Origin of the sequence: Chloroflexus islandicus, from assembly GCF_001650695.1 — a bacterium.
Lineage (GTDB): Bacteria > Chloroflexota > Chloroflexia > Chloroflexales > Chloroflexaceae > Chloroflexus > Chloroflexus islandicus.
The window spans coordinates 1-16,674 of the sequence record NZ_LWQS01000059.1; the positions used below are offsets into that span (position 1 = coordinate 1).

General features: G+C 63.0%; 16 protein-coding genes and 1 riboswitch. Of the genes, 5 read left to right on the top strand and 11 right to left on the bottom strand.

Features of this window, described 5'->3' with window-relative positions:
• Positions 1–700: 700 nt before the first annotated feature.
• Genes A6A03_RS11365 through A6A03_RS11385 form a run of 5 tightly spaced genes read left to right on the top strand, consistent with a single transcriptional unit; the run spans position 701 to position 3,739 of the window.
• Complete coding sequence (locus A6A03_RS11365) at positions 701–946, top strand: FeoA family protein (RefSeq protein ID WP_172812307.1); 246 nt, start codon at positions 701–703, stop codon at positions 944–946.
• Positions 943–1,197 (top strand): FeoA family protein, encoded by a 255-nt coding sequence (locus A6A03_RS11370; protein WP_066788086.1) that lies wholly within the window; start codon positions 943–945, stop codon positions 1,195–1,197. Before A6A03_RS11365 ends, A6A03_RS11370 begins: the two co-directional genes overlap by 4 nt.
• Complete coding sequence (locus A6A03_RS11375; protein WP_066788088.1) at positions 1,197–1,730, top strand: FeoB small GTPase domain-containing protein; 534 nt, start codon at positions 1,197–1,199, stop codon at positions 1,728–1,730. Before A6A03_RS11370 ends, A6A03_RS11375 begins: the two co-directional genes overlap by 1 nt.
• Positions 1,727–3,451, top strand: a complete 1,725-nt coding sequence (gene feoB / locus A6A03_RS11380) for a ferrous iron transport protein B (RefSeq protein WP_066788091.1) — start codon at positions 1,727–1,729, stop codon at positions 3,449–3,451. The genes A6A03_RS11375 and feoB overlap by 4 nt, the downstream gene beginning before the upstream one ends.
• A gap of 36 nt (positions 3,452–3,487) precedes the next feature.
• Positions 3,488–3,739: a FeoC-like transcriptional regulator gene (locus tag A6A03_RS11385; RefSeq protein ID WP_066788094.1), complete on the top strand. Its 252-nt coding sequence runs from the start codon at positions 3,488–3,490 to the stop codon at positions 3,737–3,739.
• Here the strand turns inward: A6A03_RS11385 and A6A03_RS11390 are convergent.
• The 11 genes from A6A03_RS11390 to A6A03_RS11440 all read right to left on the bottom strand — a co-directional run bounded on the left by A6A03_RS11390 (position 3,723) and on the right by A6A03_RS11440 (position 16,665).
• A complete protein-coding gene (locus A6A03_RS11390; RefSeq protein ID WP_066788097.1) occupies positions 3,723–4,589 on the bottom strand; it encodes a YitT family protein in 867 nt (288 codons plus the stop codon). The genes A6A03_RS11385 and A6A03_RS11390 overlap by 17 nt on opposite strands.
• A 107-nt stretch (positions 4,590–4,696) precedes the next feature.
• Complete coding sequence (metK, locus tag A6A03_RS11395; RefSeq protein WP_066788100.1) at positions 4,697–5,908, bottom strand: methionine adenosyltransferase; 1,212 nt, start codon at positions 5,906–5,908, stop codon at positions 4,697–4,699.
• A gap of 85 nt (positions 5,909–5,993) precedes the next feature.
• Positions 5,994–7,256, bottom strand: coding sequence for an adenosylhomocysteinase (gene ahcY, locus A6A03_RS11400; protein ID WP_066788103.1), 1,263 nt, complete (start codon positions 7,254–7,256; stop codon positions 5,994–5,996).
• A gap of 17 nt (positions 7,257–7,273) precedes the next feature.
• The gene (locus A6A03_RS11405) at positions 7,274–8,317 is read right to left on the bottom strand and encodes a Gfo/Idh/MocA family protein (RefSeq protein WP_066788106.1); all 1,044 of its coding nucleotides are present in this window, start codon (positions 8,315–8,317) and stop codon (positions 7,274–7,276) included.
• Positions 8,314–9,288 (bottom strand): carbohydrate kinase family protein, encoded by a 975-nt coding sequence (locus A6A03_RS11410; protein ID WP_066788109.1) that lies wholly within the window; start codon positions 9,286–9,288, stop codon positions 8,314–8,316. The genes A6A03_RS11405 and A6A03_RS11410 overlap by 4 nt, the downstream gene beginning before the upstream one ends.
• A 45-nt stretch (positions 9,289–9,333) precedes the next feature.
• Positions 9,334–10,395, bottom strand: a complete 1,062-nt coding sequence (locus A6A03_RS11415) for a uroporphyrinogen decarboxylase/cobalamine-independent methonine synthase family protein (protein ID WP_066788111.1) — start codon at positions 10,393–10,395, stop codon at positions 9,334–9,336.
• Entirely contained in the window at positions 10,392–11,435 is a 1,044-nt protein-coding gene (gene mtnA / locus A6A03_RS11420) for an S-methyl-5-thioribose-1-phosphate isomerase (RefSeq protein ID WP_066788114.1), read from the bottom strand. The genes A6A03_RS11415 and mtnA overlap by 4 nt, the downstream gene beginning before the upstream one ends.
• Before the next feature lie 60 nt (positions 11,436–11,495).
• Positions 11,496–11,602, bottom strand: a riboswitch (SAM riboswitch).
• A 97-nt stretch (positions 11,603–11,699) separates the two neighbouring features.
• Positions 11,700–12,881, bottom strand: coding sequence for a radical SAM family heme chaperone HemW (hemW, locus tag A6A03_RS11425; protein WP_066788117.1), 1,182 nt, complete (start codon positions 12,879–12,881; stop codon positions 11,700–11,702).
• A gap of 7 nt (positions 12,882–12,888) precedes the next feature.
• Positions 12,889–14,265, bottom strand: coding sequence for a TrkH family potassium uptake protein (locus A6A03_RS11430; RefSeq protein ID WP_066788120.1), 1,377 nt, complete (start codon positions 14,263–14,265; stop codon positions 12,889–12,891).
• Positions 14,262–14,933: a potassium channel family protein gene (locus A6A03_RS11435; RefSeq protein ID WP_066788122.1), complete on the bottom strand. Its 672-nt coding sequence runs from the start codon at positions 14,931–14,933 to the stop codon at positions 14,262–14,264. Before A6A03_RS11435 ends, A6A03_RS11430 begins: the two co-directional genes overlap by 4 nt.
• 634 nt (positions 14,934–15,567) lie before the next feature.
• The gene (locus A6A03_RS11440; RefSeq protein WP_172812308.1) at positions 15,568–16,665 is read right to left on the bottom strand and encodes a metal ABC transporter permease; all 1,098 of its coding nucleotides are present in this window, start codon (positions 16,663–16,665) and stop codon (positions 15,568–15,570) included.
• Positions 16,666–16,674 lie beyond the last annotated feature (9 nt).

Genomic DNA, 16,674 nt, shown 5'->3' on the forward strand with positions numbered 1-16,674 from the left:
GGCGGGATAGGCGCGCCCTCCTGTCATTGCGAGGGAGGGGCGGCACCCAGCCGCGCTGGGTGGCGCCCGACCGAAGCAATCTCCTCCTTTAGCGGCAAGGGTGTCTCTTTCGTGCGCGCGGGAGATTGCGTCGCTGCGCTCGCAAGGACAGGTTGCGTCTGTCACTGCGAGGGGGTGTAGGGGCAGCGCGCCGCGCTGCCTACCCCCGCAGCAAGCTCCGCCTTCGGCGGAAAGGGTGCGTGATCCGGCGCCCGGCCCTGAAGGGCCGGGCTAAGCTTACGAAGCCCGCTGCGCGGGCTGGCCCTCACCCCCAGCCCCTCTCCCACTAGCGCGGGAGAGGGGCGTGCCGCTGCCATGTTCGGGAGGGATGGCTGCGCTGCGCGGGCAATGATAGGCGGGATAGGCGCGCCCTCCTGTCATTGCGAGGGAGGGGCGGCACCCAGCCGCGCTGGGTGGCGCCCGACCGAAGCAATCTCCTCCTTTAGCGGCAAGGGTGCCGTTCTCGTGCTCGTGGGATTGCGTCGCTCCGCTGCGCTGCGCTCGCAAGGACAGGCGAAAAGCGGGTTGCCGCACTCAGAGTCATACTTTCTTTCCCCACAGTTGCCGATTTCTCACTTTTCTGATCACTGGCACGTCTGGTATAAGTGTTAAGGCATACCATAAATTTCCTTCAGCTTATGCTAAGGAGCGCCAAAACGTTATGGCAACCGCGACCACGATGACCCTCGACCAACTGGCGCGTGGCCAGCCGGCGGTGATTGTGCGGATTGAGGGCGATCGCGCGCTGCGCCGCCGTTTGCTCGATATGGGGTTGATTACCGGCGAGACGGTGATCGTGAGCGGCGTTGCGCCGCTCGGCGATCCGCTGGAGGTGACGGTGAAGGGCTATCGGTTATCGTTGCGCAAGGCCGATGCGCGTTCGATTCAGGTGGAGCTGAAGCAATGAAACAGACGAGCCATCCGATTCCGTTGCGGTTTGTTAATCACGGGGTTCGCGCGAAGTTGGTCGGGATTCAAAGCAGCCAGCGCATCAGCCGGCGCTTGTCTGAGTTGGGGTTTGTGCCCGGTATTGAGCTGTCGGTGGTGGCGGATAGCGGCAGCGCTTTGATGATTGCTCTCGGCGATACCCGGATGGCGCTGGAGTATCCGCTGGCCCATGCGTTGTTGGTGACGGTGGTTGAACAGGGGGCTTGCTGATGGCAGCGGTACTGGTGGCTTTGGCTGGGAATCCGAATGTGGGCAAGAGCACGATCTTCAATGCCCTGACCGGCCTTAATCAGCACACCGGCAACTGGCCGGGCAAGACGGTCGAACGCAAAGAGGGGCGCTTGTCGCTGAAGGGGATGGCGGTGACGGTGGTCGATCTGCCCGGCGCCTACAGTCTGGCCGCCCGTTCGCTCGAAGAGCAGATCGCGCGCGATTTTATCGTCCGCGAGCGGCCCGATCTGGTGGTGAACGTGGTTGATGCCGCGAATCTTGAACGCAACCTTTACATGACGGCCCAATTGCTCGAAACTGGCGTGCCGTTGTTGGTGGCGGTGAATATGATCGACATCGCCAAAAGCCGCGGTATCACCATTCATACTGCGGCGCTGGCCGCTGGGTTGGGGGTGCCGGTGGTGGCGCTAGCGGCTGGTCGCGGTGAGGGTTTGCCGGCGCTGAAAGCGGCGATGGCTGAGCGGTTAGCTGCTCTGCCCAAGCACGAGCTGGCGCGTGAGGTGGCAGTATGACGACGATGGCTGGGTTTGCGCCGCAGATTCCTTTTTCCTATCCTGCACCGGTCGAGCGCGAGATCGCGCAGTTGGCGGCGCTCTTCGCCCAAACGCCGGCCTTGGCTGTCTACCCGGCGCGCTGGCTGGCGATTCAGGTGTTGGAAGGCGATGAAGCGCTGCTGGCCGAGATCGAGGCCCACGGCGGCAGCGCTGTGGTCGCGGCGCTGAACGATAGCCTTGAGCGGCTGCGCGCGGTCTATGGCGATGAGCTCGATATTGTGATGGTTGACCAGCGCTACCGTTTCGTCCACGAGGTGGCTACGCGCGCCGTGACTCGCCCGGCGACCCCGCCCGCCACACTCTCTGACCGGATCGACCGCATCGTGACCCATCGCTGGTTCGGCATTCCCATATTTCTGGCCGTCATGTGGGTGGTCTTCAAACTAACCACCGATGTCGCGGCGCCGTTTGTTGATTGGCTCGATAGCGTGGTGAGCGGCCCGCTCAGCCGTGGGGTGAGCGCGTTGCTGGGCATGGTTGGCGCCGGCGGCGGTTGGTTCGAGTCGCTGCTGATCGATGGCGTGATTGCTGGGGTGGGTGGGGTGCTGGCCTTTGTGCCGGTGCTGTTGAGCCTCTACTTTGCGCTGGCGCTGTTGGAAGATTCGGGGTACATGGCCCGCGCCGCCTTCGTGATGGATCGGGTCATGCGGCTGTTTGGCCTCCACGGCAAGAGCTTTTTGCCCATGATCGTCGGTTTTGGCTGTTCGGTGCCGGCGATCTACGCCACTCGCACGCTCGACAGCCGCCGCGATCGCATTCTGACCGGTCTGCTGGTGCCGTTTATGAGTTGCAGCGCGCGCCTGCCGGTCTATGTGCTGATTGCGATGATCTTCTTCCCCGCCTACGCCGGGCAGGTGATCTTTGGGTTGTACCTCACCGGCATTGTGGTGGCAGTGGGGGTGGGGGCGCTGGCACGCCGTACGCTGTTCGGGCGCCAGCCGCCAACCCCATTTGTGCTCGAACTGCCGCCGTACCGCTTGCCCACCCTGCGCCATATCTGGCGGCAGATGTGGGAGCGCACCGCGGCGTTTGTGCGCAAGGCGGGTACGGTGATCTTGGCGACGAGTGTTGTGGTCTGGCTGTTGCTGGCAATCCCGGCGCGCGGCGATGGCCAATTTGCTGCGACGCCGGTTGATCAGAGCGCCTTTGCTACGCTGGCCCACGCGGTGGCGCCAGTGTTTGCGCCGCTCGGTTTTGGCAATTGGGAAAGCAGCGGTGCGCTGGTGACCGGCCTGATCGCGAAAGAGGTGGTGGTTGGCACGCTGACGCAGGTGTATGTGGGAGAGGATGCGGTCGCCGAGCCGGCAGCGCCGCCGTCGTTGGGTGAAGATGTGGTGGCGATTGTCACCGGTTTTGGTGCGGCGATTGGCGATGCGTTGCGCGCGTTGCCGGGGATTATCGGGATCAACCTCAGCGCGGTGGAAGCTGAGCCGGTGGCTGACGAGTTGGCGACGGCGATCCAAGCCGGTCTCGCTGCGAGCAGCAATGGCCATGCGACAGCGGCGGCGCTCGCCTTGCTCGTCTTTGTCTTGCTCTATACGCCGTGCGTGGCGACGCTGGCTGCCAGCCGGCACGAGTTCGGCCTGCGCTGGATGCTGACCAGTTTGCTGGGCCAGTTTGCGATTGCGTGGCTGGCGGCGTTGATCGTGTTCCAAGGCGGGTGCATGATCGGCATGTAAACTGCTCGTTGCGTGAGCGATGAGGGTGAGGCGTCAATGCTCTATCAAATCCTCGAAATCCTCGAACAAGCTGAACAACCGTTGTCGCTGGCCGAACTCAGCCAGCGCTTGCAGATCGAACCGAGCGCGCTTGAGGGGATGATCGCGTTTTGGGTGCGCAAAGGCCGGTTGCGCGATACGGCGGTGCTGGGTTGCGGCGGGGGCGGGGCCGGCTGCACGTGCCACGCCTACCCGCAGGGCTGCCCGTTCCGCAGCGCCGGCCCGCGCATGATCACGTTGATCGACTAAACCCCTCGCCAATCACCTCGTCGACCTCGCCGACAATCACGAAGGCGGCGGGGTCAACCGTGCTAATGATATTCTTGAGCGCACCAATTTCAGTGCGGGCCACCACGCACAGCAACACGGCCCGCGTCATACCGGTGTAGCCGCCAATGCCTTCGAGTTGGGTGAGGCCGCGACCGAGCCGGTGGAGCACGGCTTGCCGGATCGGTTCTGGCGAGGAGGTGATAATTAGCGCCTGCCGCGCGCCTTTGCCGGCAGCCAGCACTGTGTCAATCGCCCGGCTAGAGGTGAACGCCACCAGCAGCGCGTACAGAATCTTTTCGGGGCCGTAGCTAAACAGGGCCGCGGTAAAGACCATCGTGTCGAAGCCTAACAAGCTGCGCCCCGGTTGAATACCGAAGCGCCGCTCGATCAGGCGGGCGAGAATATCGCTCCCGCCGGTGGTACCGCGCGCGCGCAAGACCAACCCAATCCCCAACCCGTCAATCAGGCCGCCGTAGAGACTGTACAGCAGCGGATCGTTGGTGATCGGGCGGGCAAAGGGGGCGAGGCCATCGATCGCCAGCGACATCACCACCACCGTGTAAAACGTGCGCACGCCGAAAACTGCCCCGCCAAGGTAGCGCCAGCCGGCAATCAGCAACGGCACGTTGAGGATCAGCACCACCGCGCCGACCGGCGTACCGAGAAAGGTATTCAGCAACTGGGCCACGCCAGTAATGCCGCCGCTCACCACCTGATTCGGCACTAGAAAGAAGCGCACGGCAGCGGCGCTCAGCAGCGCGCCAATCGTGAGCAAAACGTAGTCGTACATTGTGCTGGCAATCCGCCGCCAGCGCGATGAAGCGGTCATGTCACACCTTTATGCACGCAAAGACGCAAAGGGATGGAAGCGGGTAAAAGCACGCTTTTACGCACTAACAACCCTTTGCGTCTTTGCGTTCGTTTTTCCTATCAGCACTACAACCCAGCCGCGCGGCGCAACTCCTCCACGCGGTTGGTGCGCTCCCACGGCAGATCGATGTCGGTGCGGCCAAAGTGCCCGCCGGCTGCCGTCTTGCGGTAGATCGGACGGCGCAGATCGAGGTCGCGGATGATCGCGCCGGGCCGCAGGTCGAACACCTCATTGACCGCCTTGAGAATCACCTCATCGGCGACCGCGCCGGTGCCAAAGGTCTCGACGCTGAGCGAGAGCGGGCGGGCGACGCCGATGGCGTAGCTCACTTGCAGCTCGACGCGGCGGGCAAGGCCGGCGGCGACGATGTTCTTGGCCACCCAGCGGCAGGCGTAGGCGGCGCTGCGATCGACCTTTGAGGGGTCTTTGCCGCTGAAGGCGCCACCGCCATGGCGGGCCACGCCGCCGTAGGTGTCAACGATAATCTTGCGTCCGGTCAGGCCGCTATCACCCATCGGGCCGCCGATCACGAAGCGTCCGGTCGGGTTGATGAAAATCTTGGTCTGCGTGTCGAGCCACGCTTCCGGCACCTCAGTCTTGATCACGTGCTCGATCAGATCGGCCCGGATCTGCTCTTGGGTGACATCCGGCGCGTGCTGGCTGCTGATCAGCACCGTATCGACCCGCACCGGCTTGCCGAAGCTGTACTCAACCGTCACTTGCGACTTAGCATCGGGGCGCAGGTAGGGCAAGGTGCCATCTTTGCGCACCCGTTCGAGCCGGCGGATCAGCCGGTGCGCGAGTGCAATGCTAGCCGGCATCAGCTCAGGCGTCTCGTCGCAGGCGAAGCCGAACATCATGCCCTGATCGCCGGCGCCGACTGCCTCGACATCATCCTGCATCGCACCGATCTTGGCTTCGAGCGCCTTGTCAACTCCCATGGCGATGTCGGGCGATTGGCCGTGGATAGCGACCATCACGCCGCAGGTATCGGCGTCGAAGCCGTATTCGCCACTGGTATAGCCGATCTCTTTGACCGTGCGGCGGACGATCTCTTCGATCGGGATGTAGCCGCGCTCGTAGGTCACTTCACCCAACACGACGATCAACCCGGTGGTGGTGGCGGTCTCGACCGCGACCCGCGCTTTCGGATCGTGGCTGAGGAAGGCGTCGAGGATGGCGTCGCTGATCTGGTCGCACATCTTGTCGGGGTGCCCCTCGCTCACGCTTTCGCTGGTGAAGTAGAAGCGCGGGGAGTTCATGAAGGTGTTCGCCATAGTCAACCTCTTGCTGTGTGGTGGTTCGACCTGTTTGCTATCGGACGGGAGGCGCGGCCCCACGGGGCCGCGCGTCCGCGACGATTTACGTGCCCTCTTGCCACGAATTGAGGTAGGCCTCTTGTTCGGGGGTGAGGGTGTCGATCGAGATGCCCATTGCCGCCAACTTCAACGCTGCGATCTCGCGATCGAGTTCTTTGGGCAGAGCATGCACGCCGACCGGCAACTTGCCTTGGTTGCGCAACAAGAACTCGCTCGCCAACGCCTGATTAGCGAAGCTCATATCCATCACCGCGCTGGGGTGGCCTTCGGCGCTGGCCAAATTGATCAAGCGGCCTTCGCCGAGCAGATTGATCGCCCGCCCGTCGCGCAGAATGTACTGATCAACGAAGGCGCGGGGTTGGCGCTTCTCGACGCTGAGCGCTTCGAGGGCCGGGATGTTGATCTCGACGTTGAAGTGGCCGCTGTTAGCGATCACGCAGCCGTCTTTCATCACCGCGAAGGCATTGCTGTCGATCACATGCTTGTTGCCGGTAGCGGTGACGATAAAGTCGGCTTGCGGCGCGGCCTGCTCCATCGGCATGACCCGGAAGCCGTCCATCACCGCTTCGAGCGCCTTGACCGGATCGATCTCGGTGACGATCACATTTGCGCCCAAGCCGCGCGCACGCTCGGCGATGCCGCGCGAGCACCAGCCATAGCCGGCGACGACGAAGGTCTTGCCGGCCAGCAGGATGTTGGTAGCGCGGATGATGCCGTCGAGCGTGCTCTGGCCGGTGCCGTAGCGGTTGTCAAACATGTGCTTGGTGTCGCTATCGTTGACCGCGATCACCGGGAAGGGCAACACGCCTTGCTTGGCCATCGCCTTGAGCCGGATAACACCGGTAGTCGTCTCTTCGGTGCTGCCGACCATATGCGGGATGAGGTCAGGCCGATCCTTCAGCACGCCAGTCACCAAATCGGCGCCGTCGTCCATCGTCAGTTGCGGATTGTGATCCAGCGCTGCCCGGATATGGCTGTAGTAGACGTCGTTGCTCTCACCCTTAATCGCGAAGACCGGGATCTCTTCGTAGGCAACCAGCGCCGCCGCCACATCATCTTGGGTGCTCAGCGGGTTGGAAGCGACCAGCACCACATCGGCGCCGCCGGCGGCCAGCGTGCGCATCAGGTTAGCGGTCTCGGTGGTGACGTGCAGACAGGCGCTGATGCGCAGGCCGGCCAATGGCCGCTCGCGGGCAAACCGCTCGCGGATCAGGCGCAGCACTGGCATCTCCTTCTCGGCCCACTCGATCCGCTTACGGCCCTGCTCGGCAAGGCTAATGTCTTTGATGTCGTAGCTCGCGGTCATACCGTTTCGTTGCTCCTTTACTCATGCCCAACCAGCGTGCCTGCCGGCCACTCCGGCGCTAACGCTGGTTCGAGAATAACCGAATGTGTTGCAGTGTTGGCGCTGGCAAACAGCGCCTCCATCGCAGCGAGATTATCGAGCGATTCGGTGAGCGGCATCGCGCCGATGGCGGGAATAGGTTCGCCAACGGCGGCCAGCCGCGCAAAGCCTTCCGCCTCTAGTTGAAAGTGATCGGCGGGCGGAATGGTGATCGTTTCCACCGTAACGTGGCGACCGCCGCGAGCCACGGCGATGGTTGTCGCCTGTTCGGGGGTCGGGTTAAACGGACGTTCGAGATGGATCCAGCCGGCGTCGCCGATAATCTCAACCCGCTGGTTCCACGCGCTGCGGAAGCTGCACGTGATGGTGGCGAAGCGATCGCCGGCAAAGCGCAGCAAGCCGCTGAGGCTTAGATCGATCGGTTCACCGGCGCTAAACGCGCTCGCGATCTGGGGGCGGGAGCCAACGACCATGCGGGCATAGCTCAGCGGGTAGCAGCCAATATCGTAGAGCGCGCCGCCGCCTAAGGCGGGGTCGAGGCGAATATTCGCCGCATCATCGAGCCAGAAGGCGAAGCTGCCGCGAACCTGTTGCACCTCGCCGATCACGCCGTCGGCCAACAAGCGTTGGACAGTGATCGTCTGCGGATGGAAGCGATACATAAACGCCTCCATCAGCAGCCGCCGGTTGGCTTGGGCCGCAGCCACCATCGCCAACCCGTCGGCTAACGTCGTCGCCATTGGCTTTTCGCAGAGCACGTGCTTGCCGGCCTGCAAAGCCGCAATGGCCCATTCGGCATGCAGGGCATTGGGCAGCGCGATATACACCGCCTCAACATCTGGATCGGCTAACAGCGCGGTGTAATCGCTATAGGCGCGCGGAATGCCGAAATCGGCGGCGAACGTCACGGCGCGGGCAGGGTCACGCGCCGCGATCGCGACGGTCTGTTCGGTTGGCGAAGCGGCCAGCGCACCGGCAAACCGGCGGGCAATCCGGCCAGCGCTGAGAATGCCCCACTTCATGCCGCCTCCCGCAGCGAGAAGACGTCGAGCGGCAGATCGTGACCAAACGCAGCGCGGTACCGGCTGGCAAACTGGTTCAACGTAAAGCGATGCTCTTGGCAACCGCGCTCTTCAATCGCGTAGGCCGCGCAGAGCGCCGCGATCCGGCCGGTCACTTCCAGCGGCAGACCGCGCGCCAGCCCAAACGCAATCCCAGCTAGATAGGCATCGCCGGCGCCGGTCGGGTCGCGCACCTCGCTCACCGGCGCAACCGGAATCTGGGCCGCTAATTGGCCATCGACATAGATCTGCGAGCCATCAACCCCGCGAGTGACGACCGTAATCGGCGCGCGTGCGATCAGCTCGTCTTCGCTGATGCCAAGGCACTTCGCCATCATCCCAAACTCGTAGTCGTTGCTGATCAACACCCGCGCCCCTTGCAAGCCAACCGCCAGCAGGTCAGGGTCAAGCCGCGGCGTCTGCTTGCCCGGATCGAAGATATAGGGCACTCCCATCTGCTGGCATTCGAGGGCGAACCGGCGCATCGCATCGGGGTTAGTCGGAGAAATCAGCACCAGATCATCCGCCGTCAAGCCGCGATTTAAAAGGGAATTGTGGTGATCGTGCCCCATCGCGCCAGCGTAGAACGCGACAATCTGATTATTGGCCTGATCGGTATTGATAAAGCAAGAGGAGGTAAACTCGTGCTCGATGATCGCAATCCCGCTGGTGTCCACTCCCTGCTCTTCGAGCCACTCGCGATAGGCGCCGAAATCGTGGCCGGCGGCGCCGACGATCAGGGGCCGTTCGCCGAGCAGCGCCAAATTATAGGCAATATTCCCGGCGACGCCGCCGCGCAGCTTGCGCATCGAATCGACCAGAAAACTGACCGAAATAATATGCGCTTTGTCGCTCAGCATAAAATCTTTGAAATAGCCGGGAAAATCCATGATGTAATCGAAGGCAAGTGAACCGGTGACCACGATCTTCACGGTACGTACTCCTCTGCATACCCCGCGACCAGCGGGAGACCAATGTTACATGTCAGTAAAACCAACCGCCTGTTGGATTAACTGCGCCGTTTCGGCGCAAAGCTGCAACGCTTGTTCAGCTTGGGCCGGATTAAGGTAGGCTAAGCTACCGGTAAATGAGAGAAACGATTGGCGCTGCACCACTGCCGCATCAACGCCGGTGGTGGCGGCGATCTGATCGATCGCCTGCAACGTCTGATCACGCAGCTCGGCACTCTGCGCGTTGGCGAGCAGGCGCGCTTCTGCCGGCACTACTCCCCACGCCACACATCCGCCATCGGCCAGAAATTCGGCGAGCGGCGTCGCAGCGGCTAGCAGCGGTTGTAGATGGTCGGCCAGATGGCAGCCGATCACATCGACCGGCAGATGCAACACCTCTCCCCACTGCACCGCGCCGCTCAGAAAGAGACCGCGGCGGCTCGGCAGAGCAGCCAGCAACCGGTTGAGCAGATCGAGGCCATCCTCCCATGTGAGCGGGCAGAGCGGCGTTGACAGCGCATCGAGGAACGGCTCATCAATCATTGCTAGCCGGCGAATGGCGTAGCCTTGCACCTGTTCGTGCTGCCATGCCACGCGCAGGCTGCACAAATAGAGCAAGAGCTCGCGCCATTCCGGCTCATAGGCCAGTGGCCGGTCGTGATCATCGGTCAGCGCCAAGCTGAGGCTCACCGGGCCAATCGTCTCGTATTTGAGCAGCAGCGGTTGCCGTTCTTCGGTATTGAGCCGGCGCAGCAATTCTTCCAGCACAGTGACTGCCGGGCCGCTCAGCGCGGCAAACTGGGCATCGCCGCGGAGGTAGGCGAGACCAACTTGGGCCGCATCGCGTTCCAGCGTTTCGTGCTCAACCGCCAACCGGTCACGTTCCACATCGATCTGCACGCCGGGCAACCCCTGCGCCGCCAGCGCAAACGGCGTATCGGCTAGCGTGCGCGGCGGCGGCAACGGCCATGCCGGCGTTTGCGGCAGATACTGGCAGATCAACTGGGCAACCGTTGCCGGGTTGGCATGCGGCAACCCGCCGCGCAGCAGCGGCCGGCAAGCTGGTTGAAACGCGCCAAAGCCGCTCATGGCTTGCTCGCAAGTTGACGTAAAGCGTCAAGGAAGGGCGGGCGCACCACGCCACGCTCGGTAATAATGGCCGTCACCAATTCGTGCGGCGTCACGTCAAAGGCTGGGTGCGCGGCATTGACACCGTGCGGCGCAATCGCGATCCCGGCAATATGCGTCACCTCAGCCGGATCCCGCTCTTCAATCGGAATCTCGGCGCCGCTAGCAGTGGCGAGGTCGATGGTGGAGTAAGGAGCGGCGACGTAGAAGGGGATGTTGTGATAGCGGGCCAACACGGCCAAGCCGTAGGTGCCGATCTTGTTGGCGACATCGCCGTTAGCGGCGATGCGGTCAGCGCCGACGATAATGCAGTCAACGAGGCCGCGCTGCATCATAAACGCGGCCATATTGTCGGTAATCAGGGTCTGGGGGATCCCGGCTTGAAGCAGCTCCCACGCGGTCAAGCGCGCTCCCTGCAAGAAGGGGCGCGTCTCATCAACAAAGACGTGGATCGGGCGGCCTTGGGCGAAGGCGGTGCGGATCGGGGCCAGCGCAGTGCCGTAGCCGGCGGTGGCGAGCCCACCAGCGTTGCAGTGGGTGAGCACGTGACCGCGGGGCGGGATCAGCGGCGCGCCGTGGTCGCCAATGGCGTGGCACATGGCCAAATCCTCGGCATAGATCGCCTCAGCCTCGGCCAAGAGCGCCGTCTTGATCGCGTTGACGCCTTCGACGGCAACCGCCTCGGCCCGGCGCACCATGCGCGCGGTGGCCCATGCCAGATTCACGGCGGTGGGACGCTGCGCGTCGAGGGTTGCCTTCGCCTGCTGGAGATCGGCGAGCAACGTCTCTGGATTGGCAGCGCTGCTCTGGCGGGCGGCCAACGCCATTCCGTAGGCGGCGGTGCAACCGATCGCCGGCGCGCCGCGCACTTGCATGCTCCGGATCGCGTGAGCAACGTGGGCCAACTCGGTGCAATGCACCACTTCAAAGGTATGCGGCAGCTTGCGCTGGTCGATCAGGCGAACCGATTCCTCTTCCCACCAGACAGTGCGGAGTTCCATAGGCGTTGCAATAAGATGGAGCCACTCGCGCGGCGAGAGGCTCCGATAATCACGTCGTTCCTCTCATCTTCCGGCCAATGTTGTCCATTGCCGCTGGATTTGGCACCTTCCCTGACGGGGGTTGCCGGGCGTCATCGGGCCAGTCCCTCAGCCCATCTCGATGAGCATCTGAAGTTTGCCGGCGCGCCATGGCGCTGCGCGCAAACGTTGTGTGCGATTATAACACGGGTATGCACAAGCGGCAAATGACCGCGATCGCCGCTTCTACACAAAGTGGGCAAACACCTGATTGCCCAGCATCCGGCCACGGTCGGTCAACCGCACCCGTTCGTGATCGATGGTGATCAACCCCTGCGCGCTGAGTTCGGTCAGGGTGGCGCCGTACACCGCGGTTAACGGCTGGCCGGTGCGGGCGGCGAAATGGGCGAAACTGACGCCGATGTCGAGCCGCAACCCCATAAACATCGTTTCGGCGGCCAGATCGGCGCCGGTGAGCGGCGTGGTTTCGGCGATCGGGCGCTGGCCGGCCTGCACTGCGGCGATGTAGTTGTCGATTGGGCGCAGGTTGGCGTACCGCTGCGGGAAGACGTGGCCATGCGCGCCGGCACCGGCGGCAAGATAATCGCTGTTGAGCCAGTAGGCCAGATTGTGCTGGCAAGCCAGTGTGGGCGGCGCGCCGGGCCGGTCGGCGGGATGCGGGCGCACCCAGTTGGAAATCTCGTAGTGGCGGTAGCCAGCTTGGCCGAGCAGCTCCATCGCCAGCTCGTACATCGCGCCGGTCAGATCGTCATCGGGCACGCGCAAGCGTCCCGCCGTCACCTGTGCGTAGAGCGGCGTGCTCTCTTCCAGAATCAGCGAGTAGAGCGCGAAGTGATCGACGTCCCACCTGATCACCTCTTGCAAGGTGGCGCGCCATTCGGCCAAGTCTTGCCCCGGCAAGCCGAAGATGAAATCAAGGTTAATCGACTCAAATCCCACGCTGCGAGCGTCTTCGTAGCTGGCCCGCGCTTCGGCGGCGGTATGAATGCGACCGAGCATGCGCAAGGTCGGGTCGTGCAGGCTCTGCACTCCCATACTCAGCCGGTTGACGCCAAGCGCGCGCAGATCGCGCAGGTAGTCGCGGCCCAATACCGTGCCGGGGTTGGCTTCGAGCGAGATTTCGGCTTGCTCGATAGGCACGATTGCCACCGCTGCCTGCAAGATGCGCTCGATCTGGGCCGGGGTGAGCATACTCGGCGTGCCGCCGCCAAAGAAGATGCTCGGCCGCAACGCCGCCGCTTCGGGCGAGGCCGGCAATGGCGGGATGTGTTCGCGCAGCATGGCCAGCTCGGCGCAGAGCGCATCAACATACGCCGCGATCCGGTGCTCCATGTTGGCGTAGGTGTTGAAATCGCAGTACGAACAGCGGCGATGGCAGAATGGAATATGAAGGTAGAGATGGCGCATAACAGCGTTACCCGATCAAAATCTGCTCTTCAGGGTAGGCAACCGCTTGCGGCGCGGCATTGGGTCGCGCGATCGCGGTGATGATCGTCAATGCGCCTAACCTGCCCCAAAACATCACCGCAATAATCACGAGTTGGCCAAAGGTATTGAGTTCACTGGTGAAGCCGAGCGTCAAACCGCATGTCGCAAACGCTGACACCACTTCAAAGACGGCGCGATCGAGGGTGGTGTCGTGGGTGGTGACAATCAGCCACGACGCAAACAGCACCACGAAGAGCGAAATGGTTAACACAGCGGCAGCGCGCCGCACCATGCCGGTAGCGAGACTGCGCCCGCCAAACTGGGCGGTCGGCAAGTTGCGCGCGTAACTCCAGAGCGAAATCGAGAGCACGGCGAAGGTTCCGGTGGTAATGCCTCCTCCCATCGAGGCCGGCGCACAGCCGATGAACATTAACGCGATGAGCAGCAGTTGGCTGCCCGCTGTTAATTCCTCAAAGTTGGCGATGCCCGAAAAGCCGGCGGTGCGGGCCGAGATGGATTGAAACGTGGCGACGATGATCTGGCGGTCAAGCGGTTGCCCGTGCAACGCGCCATCGGCATCGAACCCCTCGCTCAACCAAAGCCCGACGGCGCCGCCACTCACGAGCAGCATGACGACAATGAGCGTAATGCGCGTGTGTAGCGATAGCTTGCGTTCGTAGGGGTATGAGAGAAGATCGGCGATGACCGGTATGCCTAAGCCGCCGAGAAAGATTAAACTGCCCAAAATAAACAGCGTCACGCTGTCACGGGGAATCCCATTCTCAAAACCGGGGGAGCCGGTAAAGAGATCAAACCCGGCGTTGCAAAATGCCGAGACAGCGTGAAACATCGCGTAGAAGAGCGCTTGCCCCTCACTCAGCCGCGAGTCGGTGCGCCAATGAAGGTAGAGCAGCGCGGCGCCAATGGCTTCGATGGTAATCACTGTAATCAGCACCCGCCGGGTGAGCGTAACAATCGCTGCCGGCGAGAGCAGGCCCAGCGAGTCACTCAGAGCAATGCGATCCGTAAAGCTGATCCGCCGTCCCAACAACCGGAAGATAATCACGGCGACGACCATAAAGCCGACACCGCCGATCTGAATCAGGAGCATGAGCAGGATTTGGCCGGCTAATGAGAGGTCTTGCACCGGCGTAATCACCGACAAACCGGTGACGCTCAAGGCGGAGGTCGCGGTGAACAGCGCCTCCATGAAGGTTAATGGTCGCGTGCTGCTGATCGGCAGCAAGAGCAGACCGGTGCCAATCACAACCAAGAGCGCTAATCCACCCACAATCCGGATCGGCGGTGGGATGGGCTTGCGCCGCAAGCGAGCTAGATTGCTCCCGCTGACAAGGGTCGTCATGATGATAGATCGCAGAAGGTGCTGATACTGGCGTCAGCGCCGATGATCAGAATCCGGTCATCGCGGCTGAACACGTACTCTGGCGGCGGTGTAACGATCATCTTATCGTTGTGTTTGACCGCCAGTACGTTGATCCCGTAGCGCCGGCGCAAGCCGCTTTGCATGAGGCTCTGCCCAACCAGCGGCGCCGGCACTTTGACTTCAGCCACACTGAAACCATGGCCAAGGTTGAGGTGCTCGAGCACGTGCGGTTCGGCGAGTTGCCATGCCAGCCGGGCGCCGGCTTCGTGTTCCGGCAACACCACCATATCGGCGCCGACGCGGGTTAAGATGTATTGCTGCCGCTCGTTGAGCGCCTTGCACACCACCCGCTTGACGCCGAGTTGCTTGAGTGCGACGGTGGTCATCAGGTTGGCTTCAAATTGCGATCCGATCGCCACCACCACCGTGTCGAATGACAAGATGTCAACCGCCCGCAGCGCATCTTCGTTGGTTGAATCCAGCGCGACCACTTGGGTCATGCGGTCGGCTAATTGCTGGACAATATTCGGATCGCGATCAATCCCTAACACCGTGTGGCCGCGTTCAAGCAAGTTTAGCGCGACGCTGCGCCCAAAGCGGCCAAGGCCGATCACGGCGAATTCGAGCCGGCTTGGCTTGCGCGCCATGCGACTCTCCCTCCTTCAATGGCGTCGTTATTCATGTCACTGGTGTCATTGTACCGCATGGGGCGCATGGCTGTGCGGGGGGCGGGGCCAGAACATCTGTCCGGCGCCCGGCCCTCAAGGGCCGGGCTACGCTTACGAAGCCCGCTGCGCGGGCTGATGCCCCCACCCCTTGCCCCTCCCCCGCTGGGGGAGGGAGCCAGAACTGCCTCTTATGCACTTCCTGTCATTGTGCGGGCGCGCAGCATCCGTGGCAATCTCCCCCTTCGGTGGAACAGGTGCATGAGGGGATGGCTCCCGTGCTCGCGGGGGATTGCTTCGCCTCGCTAGCGCTCGGCTCGCAATGACAGGCGGAGAGCGGGGCGCGCACAGCCCCCACCCCTTGCCCCTCCCCCGCTGGGGGAGGGGTGATGGGGAGCGTGGCACCGGGCTTTGAGGCATCGCGCAGCGATCAACCGTTGTCATCAATCAAATGTTCTGTCCGTACCGCTGTGCGGGGGGTGGGGATCCGCACCGCCGTGCGGCTCTACAGGTCGTGGTGTACCGGCGTGGGGGGGAGCCGCACGGCCGTGCGGCTGAACAATACGTGGGGCACATCGTCAGGGGGAGCCGCACGGCCGTGCGGCTCTACAATGTTTTACAGGTCGCGGGCCAATGCCCGGCCCTGTTCGGTCAGGCATAACACGTCGCCTTGCCGCCGCACCAACCCGCTCTGTTCGGCCCGGCGGACGATCGCGTTGGCGAAGGCCGGTGGCCAGCGCAGTTCTTCGATCAGGTGGCGGGGATGGCACTCGATCGCCGCATCGCCAGTGCTCTCGTGGTTGAGCAGGTGCAGAGTTAACATCTGCACGGCAAACCGCTCGCGCCGGCTGCGGTGTTGCAACGCCTGCGCAACGATGCCGCGCTGCGGCGCGAAGAGCCATGCCGCGCCGAAGCCAATGCCGGCCATGGTCGCCATAGCGCCGGCGATCGAGACATCGAACCAGCGCGCAACCCAATACCCGCTCAGCGCAGCGGCGACGCCGATCGCGACGCTGAGACCAATCATGCGCGGCAGCCGGTCAGTGAGCAGGTAGGCCGTCGCCGGCGGCGCGACCATCAACGCGATCACCAAGATCGAGCCAACGGCGTCAAAGGCAGTGACGGCGGTTAGCGAGACGCTGGTCATCAGGCCGTAGTGGATGATGGCGGGGCTGAAGCCGAGAGTGGCGGCCAAGGCCGGATCAAACGTCGCCAATTTCAACTCTTTGTAGAAGAGTGCGAGCAAGATCGCATTCAAGATCAACGCGCCGCCGCCGAAGATCAACGCGCGCGGCAGATCGATTCCCAACAGCTCGATCCGGTCAAACGGCGCAAAGGCCAATTCTCCCAGCAGCACGCTGTCGGTGTCGAGGTGGATGTTGCCGGTGTAGCGCGAGATGAGCAGCACCGCGATACTGAACAGCGCCGGAAAGACCAACCCGATCGCGGCGTCTTCACGCACCAGCCGGCTGCCGCTCACCATTTCGACCAACCAGACCGTGATCACGCCCATTGCTGCTGTACCCACAAACAACAGCGGCGAGGCGAGGCTGTTGCTGATCAGGTAAGCCAGCACAATCCCCAGCAAGACGGTATGGCTGATCGCGTCGCTCAGCATGGCCATGCGGCGCAACACAAGGAACACTCCCGGCAAGGCGCAGGCGGCGGCGATGATCACGGCAATCAGTTGCACTTCGAGTTGTGGCGTCAGCATGGCCTCCAC

Bases quoted from the DNA above. Each gene is read 5' to 3' on its own strand.
- A6A03_RS11365 (WP_172812307.1), top strand. From the start codon at position 701: ATGGCAACCGCGACCACGATGACCCTCGACCAACTGGCGCGTGGCCAG.
- A6A03_RS11370 (WP_066788086.1), top strand. From the start codon at position 943: ATGAAACAGACGAGCCATCCGATTCCGTTGCGGTTTGTTAATCACGGG.
- A6A03_RS11375 (WP_066788088.1), top strand. From the start codon at position 1,197: ATGGCAGCGGTACTGGTGGCTTTGGCTGGGAATCCGAATGTGGGCAAG.
- feoB (WP_066788091.1), top strand. From the start codon at position 1,727: ATGACGACGATGGCTGGGTTTGCGCCGCAGATTCCTTTTTCCTATCCT.
- A6A03_RS11385 (WP_066788094.1), top strand. From the start codon at position 3,488: ATGCTCTATCAAATCCTCGAAATCCTCGAACAAGCTGAACAACCGTTG.
- A6A03_RS11390 (WP_066788097.1), bottom strand. From the start codon at position 4,589: ATGACCGCTTCATCGCGCTGGCGGCGGATTGCCAGCACAATGTACGAC.
- metK (WP_066788100.1), bottom strand. From the start codon at position 5,908: ATGGCGAACACCTTCATGAACTCCCCGCGCTTCTACTTCACCAGCGAA.
- ahcY (WP_066788103.1), bottom strand. From the start codon at position 7,256: ATGACCGCGAGCTACGACATCAAAGACATTAGCCTTGCCGAGCAGGGC.
- A6A03_RS11405 (WP_066788106.1), bottom strand. From the start codon at position 8,317: ATGAAGTGGGGCATTCTCAGCGCTGGCCGGATTGCCCGCCGGTTTGCC.
- A6A03_RS11415 (WP_066788111.1), bottom strand. From the start codon at position 10,395: ATGAGCGGCTTTGGCGCGTTTCAACCAGCTTGCCGGCCGCTGCTGCGC.
- mtnA (WP_066788114.1), bottom strand. From the start codon at position 11,435: ATGGAACTCCGCACTGTCTGGTGGGAAGAGGAATCGGTTCGCCTGATC.
- hemW (WP_066788117.1), bottom strand. From the start codon at position 12,881: ATGCGCCATCTCTACCTTCATATTCCATTCTGCCATCGCCGCTGTTCG.
- A6A03_RS11430 (WP_066788120.1), bottom strand. From the start codon at position 14,265: ATGACGACCCTTGTCAGCGGGAGCAATCTAGCTCGCTTGCGGCGCAAG.
- A6A03_RS11435 (WP_066788122.1), bottom strand. From the start codon at position 14,933: ATGGCGCGCAAGCCAAGCCGGCTCGAATTCGCCGTGATCGGCCTTGGC.
- A6A03_RS11440 (WP_172812308.1), bottom strand. From the start codon at position 16,665: ATGCTGACGCCACAACTCGAAGTGCAACTGATTGCCGTGATCATCGCC.